Source organism: Blautia sp. MCC283, assembly GCF_018785565.1.
In the GTDB taxonomy this organism is placed as follows: Bacteria; Bacillota; Clostridia; order Lachnospirales; family Lachnospiraceae; genus Blautia_A.
Genome location: NZ_WQQB01000045.1, coordinates 153408 through 170269, shown reverse-complemented (window position 1 = coordinate 170269; position 16862 = coordinate 153408). Strand labels below are relative to the sequence as shown.

The window sequence follows — 16862 nt, the reverse complement described above, 5'->3', positions numbered from 1 at the left end:
GAGGTACTATGGAAGTACTGGTACAGTGGTTTTCAAACCATCTCTCACAGTTTATCTCTCCGGAGGGAGCTGTGTTCATCATTTCCATGATCCCGATCCTGGAGCTTCGAGGCGGTCTTCTGGCAGCCTCTCTGCTGAAGATCTCAGCGGCAAAAGCACTGCCGATCTGTATCGTGGGAAACATTATCCCGATTCCGTTTATCCTGCTTTTTATCCGGCAGATCTTTAAATGGATGAAAAAAACAAAACTGTTCAGAGGTCTGATCATAAAAATGGAAAACAGAGCCATGGGAAAAAGTGATCAGATCAAACGCTATGAATTTCTGGGACTTCTGCTGTTTGTGGGAATCCCCCTTCCTGGCACCGGTGCTTGGACCGGTGCACTGATCGCATCTCTTCTTGAGGTGGATATCAAAAAATCCTCCATTGCGATCCTGTGCGGACTTTTTATGGCAAGTGCGATTATGTATATTGTTTCCTATGGAATTGTAGGAAGTGTAGTGCACTGATTAAGAAAAATAAAAATTCCTCATCACTGTCACGAAGTCTGGTAGGTGATGAGGAATTTTGTATTTTCAGGCATTGTTACATAAGCCGGCGTTTCAGCATATCCGGATTCATTGCATAGCTCACGGCTGTATCCTTAGTGATACGGCCTTTTTTGTATAATTCCAGAAGACTCTGGTCCATGGAACGCATCTGATCCTGGCTGGAAGTGGAGATTACGCCTTCGATCTGGTGGACTTTGTTGTCACGGATCATATTTCGGATGGCAGGTGTCAGGCGCATGATCTCAAAAACAGGAATGTTGCGGCCTTCCACATCCGGGATCAGCTGCTGGGAAATAACCGCCTGAAGGACCATGGAAAGCTGGATAGCGATCTGACGCTGCTGGGAAGGTTCAAAGACATCCATGATACGCTCGATGGTGTTGGCAGCGCCCAGAGTATGCAGACTGGAAAGAACCAGATGGCCGGTTTCTGCGGCAGTCATGGCGGTCTGTATGGTTTCATAATCACGCATCTCACCCAGAAGGATTACATCGGGGCTCTGGCGGAGGGTGGCACGAAGAGAAGTCAAGTAACTCTCGGTGTCGGTGCAGATCTCTCGCTGGCTGACAATGCAGCGGTCATGGCGGTGAAGATATTCCAGAGGATCTTCCAGGGTAATAATGTGGCCTTCCCGGGTGTGGTTAATCCGGTCAATGAGGCAGGCCATAGTGGTAGATTTACCGCTTCCGGCAGAACCGGTGACAAGGACCATGCCGCGTGTATAATCAGAAACACTCATCACATCTTCCGGAATGGAAAGCTCTGCAGGATCCGGCAGCCGGAAGGCGATCACACGGATCACGGCAGCCAGGGAACCACGCTGTTTATAAGCGTTGACACGGAAACGGGAGACGCCGGGAATGGAAAACGAAAAGTCATCGTCACCGGTTTCCAGAAGCCGGGATATATCACGGTTTTCCGCAAGTGTATAGATGGTGCGCAGAAGTGCTTCCGTTTCGGCTGGCATCAATCGGTCACCACTGCTGAAAAGGTGGCCATCAATTTTTTCGGCCAGAGGACGGCCTGCGATGATAAAAATATCGGAGACCCGTTTATTGGCAGCTTCTGCAAGAAATTCAGGAATTGGAGTATCCATTTGTTCACTCTCCTTTAAATAGATTTTGATGATTGTCAGGATTCCAGGTGCCATTAGATTCTGTGCTCCACTGAAGGATCTTCAATACGGAGGTTTCGGTCTTTCCTGGATAAAAAATCTCAAGTATCACCGAAAGCTGCTGACTGTCGGCAAATTTCGTGGAAAAAGACAGGGTGTGATCAGAGGAATTCCAGACAAGATCCTGTTGCGTATCTGCAAAAGTCTTCACCTGGGAAAAATATTCCGCTTTATCTTCTGCGGATGCCAAATATCCGGCCAGTGTACTGCGGATATCGGCTACACGCTCGGTAGCCTCACTGCAGGCTGAATAATATTTCTCTGTCTGTTCCATGGAATGTCTGGCTGTTGTTAAACTGGTCCGTGAACTGGAAAGAGTAAGCAAAGCCAGTACACAGAGGCAAAGTACGGAAAAGATCAGAAACAGCGAAGGAATTCCTACTGTTACGAAAAAAGTATGTTTTTGTTTCAATGGATTTCCTCCTTTCCGTTGCCACAGTCAGGAAAATTTAAGGTGATCTGATAAAGCAAAGTATTTTCCGGGATATTGCGGAAGGAAAGCTCTCCGGATTTTTCAGAGGAGGTTGTGGACAAAACGAAAACCATTTCGTAATCTGCCTCATCTCTGGAACAGTTCTGCCAGGAATGGTCGTAATACCAGATCAGGCTGTTGTCGGTCTGTGTGCCATCCGGAAGAAGAGCAAGAAGCTGTTTGGGAGATCCATTGCTGCCTTCCAGTGCTTCTCCCACAGAAGTGGTGAGTGCCTGAATCTGATTCCACTGTTCTGCCTGTATACGGTTTTTACGGGCTGCCGCAAAAATCTGAATGCAGGCAGCCGAGCAGAGAGAAAGAAATAAAAGCGCCAGGATCATTTCCATAAGAAAAAGACTGGTACTGGAATTATGCTGTGATTTCTTCATGATGCCTCCTTTTTGCCTGCATCTGTACCGGTAACGGAAGATTCGGCTGTGCTGTGCAGCAGAAAGTGTGCAGAGATTCCGGTTGCACTTTTCAGGGAAATGCGGTAAAAACCATTATCCAGGTTTTTTGCCTGAAAATCCGAAAGCTGAGAAATGGAAGTACCGGCCGATGCGCTTGCCTGAGAATCCGCAACGGTGAAAAGTTCTGTAAGATTTCCATCTTTCAGATAAATATAGGTAATATAATCTTTTCCCTTCAGTGTGTCCCGAAAACAAAGTGCAGGGATATCATCCAGGGAACCTGAGAAAATCCCGTCGGCCTGGTCATGCTGCCGGAATTTGGTCGTCAGATAGGTGATGGCAGTCCCAAGCCCGGAATCGGAATCCGTCTGTTTTACAGTCTGCTGGTAAACTCTTGCGGAGGACAACAGCATCAGCATAAGAAACAGCGCAAAAACACCGAACAGAAGGAGTGAAAAAAGAGAGGATATGGAATGGCCGGTATTTTTTTTCAGTTTCATGAAGAAGCGCCTCCTTTCGAACTGCCAGGACGCGCAATAACGCTGATAGAAGGCAGGAGATTGGAACCGTTGGGGATATATTCTACGATAAATCGGTTTTTGTCATAGGTGATATGGTAATCATTAAGGAGCTGTGCAAGATCTTCAGGATATTCACCGGTCATGGCGTAGCTGCGGACAGCACTGTTCTTTAATGCCTGCTCCAGAGCATCCTGTTCTTTCACGAGAGCCTGGCCGGATGTATGACTGACGCCCGCTACAAACAGAATACAGGCAAATATCAGAAGAAATACAGGAAAAAGAAGCAGAAGCCCCCGGAAAATTTTTTTTCGTCGACTTTCAAAAAGTTCCATGTTGTCACCACCTTATATCGCAAAATCTGAAAGGATTCCCAGAAGCGGCATCATTACGGAAAGCAGGACAAGTCCTACAAGCAGGGAAAGCAGGATCACAATAGTTGGTTCCACAACAGATACTGCCTGAGAGATCAGATCTATGGATTTTTCTGTGTACTGCTGAGACAGCCTGCGAAAAGTTTCGTCACTGGTTCCGGAGTAGAAGGAAATACTGATCAGACGTCCCTCCATGCCACTGAACAGTTCGGACTCTGTCAGAGCCTTTGAAAAAGCTTCCCCGTTGTTCAGAAGTTCGGAAGTTTTTCGGAGCTTCTCAAGAATTTCCGGTTGTGTGAGCATTGCTTCTGTAAGCTCAAGACTGGTTTCCGGAGAAAGACCACTTCGAAGCCCCAGAGACAGTCCCTGCGCCAGACGGCTGTAATCCATGGCAACAGGAATCTCACAAAAAACAGGAAGATGTGTGACCAGTTTTCGAAGTTTGGCATGACCTTTTTCTGTGAGACTGAAAAAAAGAATGCAGCCAATGAGAAGTACTGCAAGAATCAGAAAAACAGCAGAATAGCGACTGATCATATTGCCGGCATTTAAAAGTCCCTGTGAGATTCCGTTCATTTCCAGACCCATCTGATGAAAGACCTGCTGGAACACGGGGAGAACTTTTACAAGAAGAACCAGGATTACTACTGCCATCATTCCAAGCATGATCAGCGGATAGGTGACTGCACTTCGTATCTGCTGGGAAATTTCCTGCTCCTGATCATAATGCCGGGAGAGGCTTGTCATGATCTCATCCAGACAACCGGTTTCTTCGCCTGTTTTTATATAGGCGGTCATAGCTTTTGGAAAACAGCCGGAATCCTCAAGAGCCTGGGAAAGAGAACCGTTTTTTTCCATGGAATTGATAAGTGGCTTCAGAATCTCACGATCTGTGTCGGTTTTGCTTTCTTCACAGAGGATATGGAGTCCTTCTGTTGTTGATATGCCGGAATGCAGCAGTATTCCCATCTGCCCGCAGAAATTGGATAATTCCCGGGCTGTCAGTTTAGATTTCATAATAAAGTCTCCTTTTTTGCGGGTGGTTGGTCAGTGTGTATACTGTACCGTGTAGTTGCTTTCGTCTCCGATATATTCCTGAATCGCTTCATTGCCGTTGCTGTTGGCATCAAAGGTTGGGTCCATAAGTTTCCATGTATCTCCGTTAAAGGAGATTGCTTTTGTTACCCAGCCTTTGTTCTGGATGTAGACATCGATCCAGGCATGCTTGATGTCGCCGGAATAGCCAATCTCAAGTTTGCAGGGAATATCCTGACTTCGAAGCATTGCCGCAGTCAGTGCTGCATAATCAAAGCAGATGCCGGTGCCTGACTGAAGGGTTTCGTCTACATCAGGAAGATATCCGGCCTCTACAGAATCTGCCTTATCGTAATCGTAGGTGATATGTTCTGTGACATATGTATAAAAAGCTTTCAGGATTTCCACATCGTTCATACCATCTTTGACCAGTGACTGTGCCAGAGTACAGGCTTCACTTTTGACGGAAAAATCCACATACTGGTTGGGATACAGAAATGGAAGAAACTCATTTTGAAGTTTTACAGTAAGAGTTTCTGCATAAAGTGCGGCATACTGGCTTCCGTCTACCTGCTGGTAACAGGTAATGGAATAATCTCCGGAGCCTTCCGAAAAGGGAATAACAGCCTGTTCCTCCGGCTCCAGAAAATAGGAGTAAAGGACACCGGACGGGGAAGTAAGCTGTATATTCATACGGGAATCTCCTGAGTCGGAGCTGGCAGTCATATAACCCTGGTCCTGATTGGAAATATCCAGGATCAGAGGGGAACTTCCCAGTGTCTGTTTACCGGGTGCCTCCGGAGTGAGAACACGGGCTGGTGAGTAAGACGGAGGCTTGTCACCGGAACTTCCGGAATTCCCGCAGCCAGTCAGAAAAAACACAGTTCCGAAAAGCAGCAGTACAAAAAAGAGACGGGCAGATAAAGTTTTTGACATATTTGCCGTTCTCCTGTCATATAATGTTTTTTTCTTTTTTTACAGATAACAGTATAGCAGATTATGAAAAAAAAAGACAGAACAAGCAGAGAGAACAGGGAGTAAAATGTTGACATTTCGAAAGAAAAAACATATACTATACATATAAAAGGCAAACCTGTTGAAAAGCAGGGACGCAAAGCCAAGGGTCTAAGGTCACAATTGAAAGACTATGACAGCCGGTTGCCGCATTAAATTCCGATTTAGTGACGTAATCAGACAGCATCCAGGTGAAAAGGATTTATGTGTTGACGCGGCCGTTTATTTAAAATAAGCGGTTTTTTTGATGCAGTAAATTCTGCGGCCACCGAATATGGATGACGGTCGGAACGTCCGTTTTCAGAAAGGTGTGAAAAGTATGAAAAAAATGAACCTTAAAAATTTCTTTATGAAAAAGAAGATCGCAGCTGGATGTATTGCAGCTGCTGCACTGATCACAGCAGGAAGCTTTGCAATGGTATGGCAGGACTCACAGGTGCCGGAACTGCCGAATTACACAGATCCGGTAGTCGAGCAGACGATTGAAGATGATGATACACCGCTTGCTTCACAGCCGAAGGTTACAACCAAGACAACCAAGAGCAGCAAGACAACCAAGAAGAACATCAAGTTAAAAGCAGCAGCTACGAAGACTTATACCAAGAAACTTCCGACAACCAAGAAAACTACAAACAAGACAACCAAGAAAAATCAGACTACAACCATAAAGACAACAACAACCGTACAGACAGATACAAGCCGGAAATACACCAAAAAATCTAAAAATGTAGTACAGACACAGAAGGTTACCACTACAGTGCAGACAACTACAACAGTTGTTGCAGCGGCATCTACAACTGTGAATGCTACTACTGCAGGAAGTACAACTGCTAAAAAAGAGAAATACACAGTCAGCAATGTAGCATCTATTGCACCTCAGATGGACAGCAGAGTATTAAATGCATTTACAAAGATGGGATTTACCGTCATTGTTGATCCAAGCGTTTCCTACGCCGGATATTTTGATGGAAGATCAAGAACGATCACTCTTAAAGTGGAGGATGATACGATCTACCATGAGCTTGGCCATTATCTTGCATTTATCGCTGGTAATGTAGATAAGAATGCAGCTTTCGCATCTGTTTATAACAGTGAGAAATCTAAATTCACAGGTGTCAGAAAGGCTTATGCAACACAGAATGCGTCTGAGTACTTCGCAGAATCCGTTCTGGAGTATACAGAGAATCCTTCTGTACTGAAGGCACAGCGTCCTCAGACATACGAAGCAATCACCAATGCACTGTCAAAGGTTACAGACGCACAGGTAAACAAGATCATGAATGTTTATAAGGTAATCTGGAAATAATAAGTTATACAGCCGAATCCCCGGGAGTTTATCCCGGGGATTTTTTGAATAACTGCGCATCGCATTCTCGTTACTTGAGATATCCAGCCCCTCCTTCCGGTAACGGAAGATTCATTGTCGACAAAAATTTCTTGCATTGCTTCAAAAATAGTGTATATTATTATCATAATCATATTTCATAACGGTTCAGATACCAGTGCGGTCATGTCAGACTGCATCAGATTTCCATTATAAAATTACAATTTATCATAATTAAGCAAGAATAGAGGATTTATTTATGAGAGAAAAATATGAATCATTGTCTCTGGCAGTGCTGAAAGATCTGGCAAAGGCAAGAGGGATGAAGGGAATCTCTACTTTGAGAAAACCGGCACTGATCGAGAGAATGCTGGAAGAAGACGCAAAGGAAGCGGTGAAGGAGAAGACGGAAGAAACACCGGGAAATACAGCGGGTGAGAATTCTCTGAAAGAGAAAGTACAGGAAAATGAAAAAAATGAATATCGAACCCGTCCAGCATCTGAAAATCAGCAGGAACGGAAAGAGTATCGTACGGAGCGGAATGATCAGGAACACAGAAATATAAACGGACGCAGAGAGAACAACAGAGAAAGCTACAACCGCAGTGCATATAACAGGGAGAATTACAGAAGGCCGGCACAGGAAGAACGTGCTTATACACGTGATGGCAGCCACGAGGCAGAAGCGCGTCCGGAGAATGGCAATGTTCCTTCAGAATCCACACAGCTGGACAGTGGTGAAAAAGCCAATGGGATCCTGGAGGTACTTCCGGATGGATATGGATTTATCCGCTGTGCCAACTATCTTCCTGGTGAAAACGATATTTATGTTTCGCCTTCCCAGATCCGCCGCTTTAATTTAAAGACCGGTGATATCATCCAGGGAAATATCCGGATCAAGACCCAGGGAGAGAAATTCAGTGCACTTCTTTACGTGTCCTCCATCAATGGATTCCATCCGAGTGAAGGCCAGAGAAGATATAATTTTGAAGATATGACACCGATCTTTCCTAATGAGAGACTGGTTATGGAGCGTGCAGGCGGTACAACTGCCATGCGCATTGTAGACCTGATCAGCCCTATCGGAAAGGGACAGAGAGGAATGATCGTATCTCCGCCGAAAGCCGGTAAGACAACCCTTCTGAAGGACGTTGCAAAGTCCATCCTTAAGAATAATAAAGATATGCATCTCATTATCCTTCTGATCGATGAGCGTCCGGAGGAGGTTACCGATATCAAGGAAGCAATCCAGGGACCTAATGTGGAAGTGATCTATTCCACGTTTGATGAACTTCCGGAGCATCATAAGAGAGTTTCCGAGATGGTTGTGGAGCGTGCCCGTCGTCTGGTAGAACATAAACAGGATGTGATCATCCTTCTGGATTCCATTACACGACTTGCCAGAGCCTATAACCTGATTATCCCGCCAAGTGGAAGGACTTTATCCGGTGGTCTTGATCCGGCGGCCCTTCATATGCCTAAGAGATTTTTTGGCGCAGCCCGTAATATGCGTGAGGGCGGAAGCCTGACGATTCTGGCAACGGCACTTGTGGATACCGGAAGCAAGATGGACGATGTCATCTACGAGGAGTTCAAGGGAACCGGTAATATGGAGCTTGTCCTTGACCGTAAATTACAGGAAAAACGTGTATTCCCGGCCATCGATATCCAGAAATCCGGAACCAGAAGAGAGGATCTTCTTCTCAGCAAGGATGAGCAGGAAGCTGTTTATATTATGCGAAAAGCACTCAACGGAATGAAGTCCGATGAGGCGTTAGAACAGATTCTGAATACCTTTGCCAGAACCAGGACCAATGCGGAGCTGGTACAGACTGTAAAGAAACAGAAATTTTTATAAAGTCCTTGCATTTTCAGGAAAGCTGTGTTATACTTAGCAAGCTGTTTAAAATGGAATTCGTCAATTGTATACGAATAATATTAAATTATATAGAGAGGTGAAAATCATGAGAGAAGGAATCCATCCGAACTACTATCAGGCAACTGTAACCTGCAACTGCGGAAACACTTTCGTAACAGGTTCTACTAAAGAGGACATCCACGTTGAGATCTGCTCCAAATGCCATCCGTTCTACACAGGACAGCAGAAGGCTACACAGGCTCGTGGACGTATCGATAAGTTCAACAAGAAATACGGCCTGAATAAGTAATTATTGCGAATACAGGAAATGAGAAGGTTGAGGTTGGGAAATCTCAACCTTTCTTTAACTGAAAAATTTTTTCAGTTTGCACAGGAGAGAATGAATGAAATCATCGAATATTGGCGGACAGGCCGTGATGGAAGGCATCATGATGCGCCACAAGGACAAATATTCTATCGCAGTGCGCCGTCCGGACCAGGAGATCGAGCTGAAAGTAGAAGACTATAAATGTACCTTCGGAAACCATGCGTTTCTGAAGAAGCCCATCATCCGTGGTGTGGTAAGTTTTGTGGATTCTCTTGTGGTAGGCACGAAATGCCTGATGTACTCTGCGGAGATCGCAGGTGACGAGGAAGATGAAGAAACTGCGAAGAAGAATGAGCAGCTTACAGAAGAGGAGCTTTCCGCAAAGAAAGCCAAAGAAGATAAGCAGTTCAAGTGGCTTCTTTACATTACGGTAGCTGTTTCTATGGTAGTATCTGTGGCTGCTTTTATGTTTCTTCCGTATATACTGGCCAGTCTGATCCGCAAGGTAGGCGCTTCGGAATTCCTGGTTACTGTAGTAGAAGCTTTTGTAAAGCTGGCACTGTTTATGGGATATATGTTCCTGATCTCCAGAATGAAGGATATCCAGAGAACTTTTATGTACCACGGTGCGGAACATAAATGTATCAACTGTGTGGAACATGGACTGCCACTGACTGTGGAGAACGTACTGAAGAGTTCCAGGCTCCATAAGCGCTGTGGAACCAGTTTTCTGTTCCTGGTCATGCTGGTAAGTATTGTGCTGCACTTTGTGTTTGTGCTGGTCCCGGTTTACTGGGTAAGACTGTTTGGAAGACTTCTTATGGTACCGGTAGTTGCGGGAATCTCTTTTGAGATCATCCAGTGGGCAGGAAGAACGGACAGTAAATTTGCGGACATTATGAGTAAACCAGGTCTTGCCATGCAGAAATTCACCACCAAGGAACCAACTGCAGATATGGCAGAAGTAGCCATCAAGGCAGTTGAGGCGGTTTTTGACTGGAGAGCTTATCTGAAAGAGGAATTTGACCTGGATATCCCTTATGAGACAGAGGAGACAAGCCATGCAGACTCTTGAGTCACTTCTCAAAAAAGGAACAACGATACTGAAAGATAACGGATTGGAAGAAGCCGGGCTGGATGCCTGGCTCCTTCTGGAATATAAGACCGGAAAGAACCGGGCATACTATTTTGCACATGGTGATGAACCGGTGTCTGATGAGACCGCAGCAGAGTATCTTGAGCTGATCGGCAGGCGGGCAGGACATATTCCTGTACAGCAGCTGACTCATCAGGCTTTTTTTATGGGCTATGAGTTTTATGTAAACGAAAATGTGCTCATCCCGAGACAGGACACCGAGACACTGGTGGAGGAAGGTCTGAAATGCCTTGAGGATGTGGAGAAACCGGAGATCCTGGATATGTGTACGGGCTCCGGCTGCATTCTCATAAGCCTTCTTCTGGAACGGCAGGATGCCCGTGGTGCGGGTGTGGACGTTTCTCCGGAAGCACTGGAGGTGGCGAAAGAGAACGCCAGCCTTCTGAAAGTGGAGAACCGGGCGGATTTTTTGGAAAGTGATCTGTTCTCGGCACCGTATTTTTGCGAAAAAGGTGGAAAAGAGGGTGGGAAATATGATATTCTTATTTCAAACCCGCCTTATATCGCGACAGAAGAAATTGAAACATTAATGGAAGAAGTCCGTCTTCATGACCCCAGAAAGGCTCTTGACGGAATGGAGGATGGGCTTTATTTTTACAGAAAGATCACCAAAGAGGCAGGGAAATACCTGAAGCCGGGTGGATGGCTTCTGTATGAGATTGGCTGCACTCAGGGGGAGGCAGTCAGTGAAATGCTGAGAAATGCCGGTTTTGAAAAGGTTCAGGTGGTAAAAGATCTTCCGGGCCTTGACCGTGTAGTGATGGGGCAGAAGCCTTTGTAAAAATTGTGATTCACAGGTATCAGAAACAGGAGGAAATACATGTTTGATAAACTGGATGATCTGCTGGTACGTTTTGAAGAGCTTCTCAATGAGCTGGGAGAACCGGGAGTAACCGATGATCCGGCGCATTTTCAGAAGCTGATGAAAGAGCAGAGCGACCTGCAGCCGATCGTTGACGCATATAAAGAATACAAGAAAAACAAAGAGACCATCGAGGACAGTCTTTCCATGCTGGAGAGCGAGAAGGACGAAGAGATGCGTGAGATGCTGAAAGAGGAGCTTTCCGACGCAAGAAAGAGAGTGGAGGAGCTGGAGCATGAGCTGAAGATCCTTCTTCTTCCGAAAGACCCTAATGACAGCAAGAACGTTATCGTTGAGATCCGTGGAGGTGCAGGCGGTGATGAGGCGGCTCTCTTTGCGGCAGAGATCTATCGTATGTATGTGAAATATGCAGAGTCCCGTCGCTGGAAAACCGAGATGCTCAGCCTTAATGAGAACGGTATCGGCGGCTTCAAGGAAGTTACTTTCATGATCAAAGGTGAGGGTGCGTATTCCAGACTGAAATACGAAAGCGGTGTACACCGCGTACAGCGAGTACCGGAGACAGAATCCGGCGGAAGAATTCATACTTCCACCTGTACTGTGGCCATCATGCCTGAAGCAGAAGAGATTGATTTCCATCTGGATCTCAATGAATGTAAATTCGATGTGTTCCGTGCTTCCGGAAACGGTGGTCAGTGTGTCAATACTACAGACTCCGCGGTACGTCTTACCCATATCCCTACAGGAATCGTAATTTCCTGCCAGGATGAAAAATCTCAGCTCAAAAACAAGGACAAGGCACTTCGCGTGCTCCGTTCCCGTCTGTATGAGATGGAACTTGCCAAGCAGCATGACGCTGAGGCAGAGGCAAGAAGAAGCCAGATCGGTACCGGTGACCGTTCCGAGAAGATCCGTACCTACAACTTCCCGCAGGGACGTGTGACGGACCACAGGATCAAACTGACCCTTCATCGCCTTGAGAATATCCTTAACGGAGATCTGGATGAGATCATCGACAGCCTGATCGCGGCAGACCAGGCAGTGAAGCTGACCAAGCTCAATGAACAGGAGTAATCGTTAATTACAGAGATAGAGTTCAAAAAACTATAATAAATCAGGAGGAAACGAAACATGAAAAAGACAGCACTGGTAATCATGGCAGCCGGAATTGGCAGCCGTTTTGGAAAAGGAATCAAGCAGCTTGCACCGGTAGGACCGAAGGGTGAGATCATTATGGACTATTCTATCCATGATGCACTGGAGGCAGGATTCAACAAGGTTGTATTTATTATCCGTAAAGACCTTGAGGATGAGTTCAAAAGAGTGATCGGAGACCGTATCTCCAAGATTACAGAGGTTGCTTATGCATTCCAGGAGATCGATGATCTTCCGGGAGATTTCCGGAAACCGGCAGACCGTACCAAGCCATGGGGAACCGGACATGCCGTACTGGCAGCAAAGAAAGTCCTTTCCGAGCCATTCGCTGTTATCAATGCAGATGACTACTATGGAAAAGAGGCCTACGTAAAAGTTCACGACTATCTGGTACAGGATCATCCGCAGGATGGCCCGATGCACATCTGCATGGCAGGTTTCCGCCTTGGAAATACATTAAGCGACAACGGAAGCGTTACAAGAGGTGTGTGCCATATTGAGGACGGCAAGCTTGTCGGCGTTACAGAGACACATAACATCTTCAAGACAGCAGACGGCGCAGAGACAAGAAATGACGATGGTACAGCAGAAGCGCTGGATACCAAGAGCCTTGTTTCCATGAATATGTGGGGACTGACACCGGAATTTATGGAAATCCTTGAGAAAGGTTTCATTGAGTTCCTTGGTGGGATCAAAGAGGGAGACATCAAGAAAGAGTATCTTCTTCCAGAGCTTATCGACCAGCTGATCCATTCCGGGAAAGCAGCAGTTGACGTTCTTGAGACAAAGGACGAGTGGTTTGGTGTTACTTATCAGGAAGATAAGGCATCTGTACAGGCTGCATTCAAAAAACTTACAGATGACGGCGTTTATCCGGAAGGACTGTATCAGTAATAAAGGAGAGCATTATGGGTAAATATTTCGGAACAGATGGTTTTCGTGGTGAAGCAAATGTAAAACTTACAGCAGATCATGCATTTCGTGTGGGACGTTATCTTGGCTGGTATTACGGCAGAGATCACAAGGCGAAGATCGTGATCGGCAAGGATACAAGAAGAAGCAGTTACATGTTTGAGTATGCCCTTGCGGCAGGACTTACCGCATCCGGAGCAGACGCCTATCTGCTTCATGTAACCACAACTCCAAGTGTATCCTATGTGGTACGTACAGAAGATTTTGACTGCGGTATCATGATTTCCGCAAGCCATAATCCGTTTAACGATAATGGAATCAAAGTCCTCAATGAGAACGGACAGAAGATTTCCGCAGATATTGAAGCACGTATCGAGGCTTATCTGGATGGAGAGATCGAAGAACTTCCGCTGGCAACCGGAGAAGATATCGGCTGTACGGTTGATTTTGCATCTGGAAGAAACCGTTATATCGGACATCTGATCTCTATTCCATGCCACGATTTCAAGAATATCAAGGTGGGACTGGACTGCTCCAACGGAAGTTCATCTGCCATTGCCAAGAGTGTTTTTGACGCACTCCGTGCAAAAACTTATGTGATCAATAATGAGCCGAACGGAACGAATATTAACCGTGGATGTGGCTCCACACATATTGAAGTTCTGAGACAGTTTGTGATCGACAAAGGTCTGGATATCGGTTTTGCTTATGATGGCGATGCAGACCGCTGTATTGCTGTAGACCACCGCGGAAATATCATTGACGGTGACAAGATCATGTATGTCTGCGGCAAATATTTAAGAGAAAAAGGACAGCTGAACGGAAATACGGTTGTAACAACTGTTATGTCAAACCTTGGTCTTTACAAATCTCTGGAGCGGGAAGGCATCGACTACGAGCAGACTGCAGTTGGTGACAAATACGTTGCCGAGAACATGATGGAAAACAATTACAGTATCGGCGGTGAGCAGTCCGGACATATTATCTTCAGCCGTTATTCTGCTACCGGTGACGGAATCCTTACTTCTCTTATGATCATGGAGGCATGCGTGGATCAGAAAGCCACACTTTGCGACCTTGCCAAGGAGATGAAGGTTTATCCGCAGCTTCTCCGCAATGTGCGTGTTTCCGATAAGAAAACCGCCCTGGAGAACGAGAAGGTAAAAGCAGCCATTGAGGCCGCAGCGGAGGCACTTGGCGATGATGGCCGTATCCTGGTACGTGAAAGCGGTACAGAGCCGTTGATCCGTGTTATGGTAGAGGCGGGAACGGATGAACTCTGCCACCAGTATGTAGACAGTGTTGTTGATGTAATGGAAGCCGAAGGGCTTGTTGTAGAATAAGGAATTCCATGAAAAATACAAAGACCGTATTGATTCTTGCAGCCGTTACAGGAGCTTTGCTTCTGGGCGGCTGCGGCAGTGAAAAAACAAAAACATATGAGCAGGCGGGTAAAGATCTTTCTCAGGGAAGCTACAAGTATGCCCTGGAGGAGTATCAGAGTTCTATCCAGAACGGGGTAAAACTGGCACAGTCCTACCGTGGGGCGGGGATTGCAAGCCTGCGTCTTGGCAAATATGAGGATGCGGTGAATAATTTTACAGAGGCATTGGGCTGTGACCGGGTAAGTAAAAGCCTGCGCAGGGATATTTTGTCTTACCGTGCCACCGCAGAGCTGAAAGCTGGAAATTATGAGGACGCCATGGCAGACTGCCAGACATTAGGAGAAGATTTTTCCATGGATGCCAGCAGTTATTTCCTTACCGGAAAAGTTGCCCTTGCTATGGATTCCTACGAGGAAGCGGCATCGAACTTTAAGCAGGCCTATGGAGAGGACTCCACCTATGATATGGCGATCCAGATCTATGAAGCGTATCTGGATAAAGATATGGAAGCAGACGGAACCAGATATCTGGAGGCTGCCCTTTCTTCTGAGGCCAAGGACGCGCAGGATCACTGTGACAGAGGCCGCGTTTACTATTATATGGAAGATTACAGCAATGCAAAAAAAGAGCTCCTGGAAGCAACCAAGAAGGATAATACGGAAGCTCTTCTTCTCCTGGGAATGGTATATCTGGCTCAGGATGATGTGGAAAATGCCCAGGCAATGTATAAACAGTATATTTCCGCAGTGGGAGATTCCGCCAAGGGATATAACGGCCTGGCACTGTGTGATATCCGGAATGGGGATTATGATTCTGCTCTTGATAACATTACAAAAGGTCTCCCGACTGCTACCACAGACGAGATGCAGAGCCTTCTGTTCAACGAGATCGTAGCCTATGAGAAAAAACTGGATTTTGCCACCGCACTGACCAAGGCACAGGAATATGTTGATATGTTCCCGGAAGATTCCGCTGCCAAAAAAGAGCTGGCTTTCCTGAAAACCAGAACGTCTTCGGAGGGCTGATATGGAATATTTTGAGGAAATACAGGACCGGGTCATCCTGATCGGGGTTCAGGCAAATCTGGGGGATGACATGGAAGAATCCCTGGATGAGCTTGGAGAGCTTGCGGCTACAGCAGGTGCATACGTTGCTGGCAGGATCATCCAGAACCGCGAGGCAATACATCCTGGCACCTATATCGGAAAAGGCAAGATCGAGGAGGTAAAAGGCCTTCTCTATGCCCTGAATGCCAACGGTGTGATCTGTGACGATGAGCTTTCTCCTGCTCAGATGAACAATCTGGAGCGGGAACTGGAATGCAAGGTTATGGACCGTACCTTGCTGATTCTTGACATTTTTGCGAAGCGTGCCGTGACAAGCGAAGGTAAGATCCAGGTAGAGCTTGCACAGCTCCGTTACCGTTCTGCACGTCTTGTGGGACTTCGTTCTTCTCTCTCAAGGCTTGGAGGAGGAATCGGTACCAGAGGTCCCGGTGAGAAGAAACTGGAGACAGACCGCCGTCTGATCCGAAACCGGATCTCCGCACTGAAGCAGGAACTTTCCCAGGTGGAAAAGCACAGGGAACTGCTCCGTTCCAGAAGAGCGGCAGGAAATCTGAAGACTGCGGCTATTGTCGGCTACACCAATGCGGGAAAATCCACGCTTCTGAATACACTGACCGGTGCGTCGGTGCTTTCGGAGGATAAGCTTTTTGCCACGCTGGACCCGACCACACGTCTTCTGACACTGGATGACGGACAGCAGCTTCTTCTTACGGATACTGTAGGATTTATCCGGAAGCTTCCCCACAATCTGGTAGAAGCCTTCAAGAGTACCCTGGAAGAAGCCAAATATGCGGACTACATCATTCATGTGGTAGATGAGTCCAATCCCCAGGCGGAGATGCAGATGCATATCGTATATGAGACCCTGAAAGAGCTGGGCGCCCTTGGGAAAAAGACGATCACACTTTTTAACAAGCAGGACCGTGTTTCCGGGGAAAGTCTCCGGGATCTCCGTGCAGATCATACGCTGAAGATTTCCGCACGGACAGGAGAAGGACTTGAAGAATTTAAGGAACTGCTCTCTGAGATCCTTGCAGAAGGCCAGATTTATATGGAGCGGCTTTTTCCGTATTCGGAGGCCGGTCAGATCCAGCTGATCCGTGAGTATGGACAGCTTCTTTCGGAAGAGTATACAGAAGGCGGAATTGCTGTAAAAGCAAGGGTTCCGCGGGAAATCTATCCGAAAGTTACATAATGTTAAAAAAACTACTCAGTACCATATATAGTACCGTGAACAAAATGGACACTATATATGGTGCTTTTTGTGTTGACGCAAAGGAGTGTGTCTGATACAATAAGCCTACAG

At 46.4% G+C, this 16862-nt stretch carries 18 protein-coding genes and 1 riboswitch; of the genes, 11 read left to right on the top strand and 7 right to left on the bottom strand.

From position 1 onward, the window contains the following. Positions 1–8: 8 nt before the first annotated feature. Positions 9–509, top strand: a complete 501-nt coding sequence (locus GPK81_RS13420; protein ID WP_215707199.1) for a COG2426 family protein — start codon at positions 9–11, stop codon at positions 507–509. Positions 510–585: 76 nt separating this feature from the next. Here the strand turns inward: GPK81_RS13420 and GPK81_RS13415 are convergent, their stop codons facing one another. Genes GPK81_RS13415 through GPK81_RS13385 form a run of 7 tightly spaced genes read right to left on the bottom strand, consistent with a single transcriptional unit; the run spans position 586 to position 5470 of the window. Then, positions 586–1647 carry a type IV pilus twitching motility protein PilT gene (locus GPK81_RS13415; protein WP_215707198.1) on the bottom strand — a complete coding sequence of 354 codons (1062 nt, stop codon included), beginning with the start codon at positions 1645–1647 and terminating at the stop codon, positions 586–588. A 4-nt stretch (positions 1648–1651) separates the two neighbouring features. After that, positions 1652–2137, bottom strand: coding sequence for a hypothetical protein (locus GPK81_RS13410; RefSeq protein ID WP_021976358.1), 486 nt, complete (start codon positions 2135–2137; stop codon positions 1652–1654). Next, positions 2134–2586: a hypothetical protein gene (locus GPK81_RS13405; RefSeq protein ID WP_021976359.1), complete on the bottom strand. Its 453-nt coding sequence runs from the start codon at positions 2584–2586 to the stop codon at positions 2134–2136. The genes GPK81_RS13410 and GPK81_RS13405 overlap by 4 nt, the downstream gene beginning before the upstream one ends. Beyond that, entirely contained in the window at positions 2583–3107 is a 525-nt protein-coding gene (locus GPK81_RS13400; protein ID WP_215707197.1) for a DUF4860 domain-containing protein, read from the bottom strand. The genes GPK81_RS13405 and GPK81_RS13400 overlap by 4 nt, the downstream gene beginning before the upstream one ends. Further along, positions 3104–3460, bottom strand: a complete 357-nt coding sequence (locus GPK81_RS13395; protein ID WP_118061877.1) for a hypothetical protein — start codon at positions 3458–3460, stop codon at positions 3104–3106. The genes GPK81_RS13400 and GPK81_RS13395 overlap by 4 nt, the downstream gene beginning before the upstream one ends. Before the next feature lie 12 nt (positions 3461–3472). After that, positions 3473–4516: a type II secretion system F family protein gene (locus GPK81_RS13390; protein WP_021976362.1), complete on the bottom strand. Its 1044-nt coding sequence runs from the start codon at positions 4514–4516 to the stop codon at positions 3473–3475. Positions 4517–4546: 30 nt separating this feature from the next. Continuing rightward, complete coding sequence (locus GPK81_RS13385; protein ID WP_174088057.1) at positions 4547–5470, bottom strand: transglutaminase-like domain-containing protein; 924 nt, start codon at positions 5468–5470, stop codon at positions 4547–4549. Positions 5471–5610: 140 nt separating this feature from the next. Next, positions 5611–5700: riboswitch (cyclic di-GMP riboswitch) on the top strand. A gap of 167 nt (positions 5701–5867) precedes the next feature. On the opposite strand from GPK81_RS13385, the gene GPK81_RS18050 reads away from it, so the two are divergent. The 10 genes from GPK81_RS18050 (at position 5868) to hflX (ending at position 16751) form a co-directional block, all read left to right on the top strand. Beyond that, on the top strand, positions 5868–6854 hold the full coding sequence (locus tag GPK81_RS18050; protein ID WP_244096068.1) for an anthrax toxin lethal factor-related metalloendopeptidase: 987 nt from the start codon (positions 5868–5870) through the stop codon (positions 6852–6854). Positions 6855–7131: 277 nt separating this feature from the next. Further along, positions 7132–8730 carry a transcription termination factor Rho gene (gene rho, locus GPK81_RS13375; protein WP_215707196.1) on the top strand — a complete coding sequence of 533 codons (1599 nt, stop codon included), beginning with the start codon at positions 7132–7134 and terminating at the stop codon, positions 8728–8730. Between the two features lie 106 nt (positions 8731–8836). Then, a complete protein-coding gene (gene rpmE, locus GPK81_RS13370; protein ID WP_015526151.1) occupies positions 8837–9040 on the top strand; it encodes a 50S ribosomal protein L31 in 204 nt (67 codons plus the stop codon). A gap of 94 nt (positions 9041–9134) precedes the next feature. Next, positions 9135–10133, top strand: coding sequence for a DUF1385 domain-containing protein (locus GPK81_RS13365; protein ID WP_021976366.1), 999 nt, complete (start codon positions 9135–9137; stop codon positions 10131–10133). After that, positions 10120–10995 (top strand): peptide chain release factor N(5)-glutamine methyltransferase, encoded by an 876-nt coding sequence (gene prmC / locus GPK81_RS13360; protein WP_021976367.1) that lies wholly within the window; start codon positions 10120–10122, stop codon positions 10993–10995. The genes GPK81_RS13365 and prmC overlap by 14 nt, the downstream gene beginning before the upstream one ends. Positions 10996–11034: 39 nt before the next feature. Further along, complete coding sequence (gene prfA / locus GPK81_RS13355; protein ID WP_021976368.1) at positions 11035–12111, top strand: peptide chain release factor 1; 1077 nt, start codon at positions 11035–11037, stop codon at positions 12109–12111. A 57-nt stretch (positions 12112–12168) separates the two neighbouring features. Further along, positions 12169–13086 carry a nucleotidyltransferase family protein gene (locus GPK81_RS13350; RefSeq protein ID WP_118061878.1) on the top strand — a complete coding sequence of 306 codons (918 nt, stop codon included), beginning with the start codon at positions 12169–12171 and terminating at the stop codon, positions 13084–13086. A gap of 14 nt (positions 13087–13100) precedes the next feature. Continuing rightward, complete coding sequence (gene glmM / locus GPK81_RS13345) at positions 13101–14447, top strand: phosphoglucosamine mutase (protein ID WP_118061879.1); 1347 nt, start codon at positions 13101–13103, stop codon at positions 14445–14447. 8 nt (positions 14448–14455) lie between these two features. Continuing rightward, positions 14456–15514: a tetratricopeptide repeat protein gene (locus GPK81_RS13340; RefSeq protein ID WP_021976371.1), complete on the top strand. Its 1059-nt coding sequence runs from the start codon at positions 14456–14458 to the stop codon at positions 15512–15514. 1 nt (position 15515) lies between these two features. Next, positions 15516–16751 carry a GTPase HflX gene (gene hflX / locus GPK81_RS13335; protein WP_021976372.1) on the top strand — a complete coding sequence of 412 codons (1236 nt, stop codon included), beginning with the start codon at positions 15516–15518 and terminating at the stop codon, positions 16749–16751. Positions 16752–16862: the final 111 nt, after the last annotated feature.

Bases quoted from the DNA above. Each gene is read 5' to 3' on its own strand.
- GPK81_RS13420 (WP_215707199.1), top strand. From the start codon at position 9: ATGGAAGTACTGGTACAGTGGTTTTCAAACCATCTCTCACAGTTTATC.
- GPK81_RS13415 (WP_215707198.1), bottom strand. From the start codon at position 1,647: ATGGATACTCCAATTCCTGAATTTCTTGCAGAAGCTGCCAATAAACGG.
- GPK81_RS13405 (WP_021976359.1), bottom strand. From the start codon at position 2,586: ATGAAGAAATCACAGCATAATTCCAGTACCAGTCTTTTTCTTATGGAA.
- GPK81_RS13400 (WP_215707197.1), bottom strand. From the start codon at position 3,107: ATGAAACTGAAAAAAAATACCGGCCATTCCATATCCTCTCTTTTTTCA.
- GPK81_RS13395 (WP_118061877.1), bottom strand. From the start codon at position 3,460: ATGGAACTTTTTGAAAGTCGACGAAAAAAAATTTTCCGGGGGCTTCTG.
- GPK81_RS13390 (WP_021976362.1), bottom strand. From the start codon at position 4,516: ATGAAATCTAAACTGACAGCCCGGGAATTATCCAATTTCTGCGGGCAG.
- GPK81_RS13385 (WP_174088057.1), bottom strand. From the start codon at position 5,470: ATGTCAAAAACTTTATCTGCCCGTCTCTTTTTTGTACTGCTGCTTTTC.
- GPK81_RS18050 (WP_244096068.1), top strand. From the start codon at position 5,868: ATGAAAAAAATGAACCTTAAAAATTTCTTTATGAAAAAGAAGATCGCA.
- rho (WP_215707196.1), top strand. From the start codon at position 7,132: ATGAGAGAAAAATATGAATCATTGTCTCTGGCAGTGCTGAAAGATCTG.
- rpmE (WP_015526151.1), top strand. From the start codon at position 8,837: ATGAGAGAAGGAATCCATCCGAACTACTATCAGGCAACTGTAACCTGC.
- GPK81_RS13365 (WP_021976366.1), top strand. From the start codon at position 9,135: ATGAAATCATCGAATATTGGCGGACAGGCCGTGATGGAAGGCATCATG.
- prmC (WP_021976367.1), top strand. From the start codon at position 10,120: ATGCAGACTCTTGAGTCACTTCTCAAAAAAGGAACAACGATACTGAAA.
- prfA (WP_021976368.1), top strand. From the start codon at position 11,035: ATGTTTGATAAACTGGATGATCTGCTGGTACGTTTTGAAGAGCTTCTC.
- GPK81_RS13350 (WP_118061878.1), top strand. From the start codon at position 12,169: ATGAAAAAGACAGCACTGGTAATCATGGCAGCCGGAATTGGCAGCCGT.
- glmM (WP_118061879.1), top strand. From the start codon at position 13,101: ATGGGTAAATATTTCGGAACAGATGGTTTTCGTGGTGAAGCAAATGTA.
- GPK81_RS13340 (WP_021976371.1), top strand. From the start codon at position 14,456: ATGAAAAATACAAAGACCGTATTGATTCTTGCAGCCGTTACAGGAGCT.
- hflX (WP_021976372.1), top strand. From the start codon at position 15,516: ATGGAATATTTTGAGGAAATACAGGACCGGGTCATCCTGATCGGGGTT.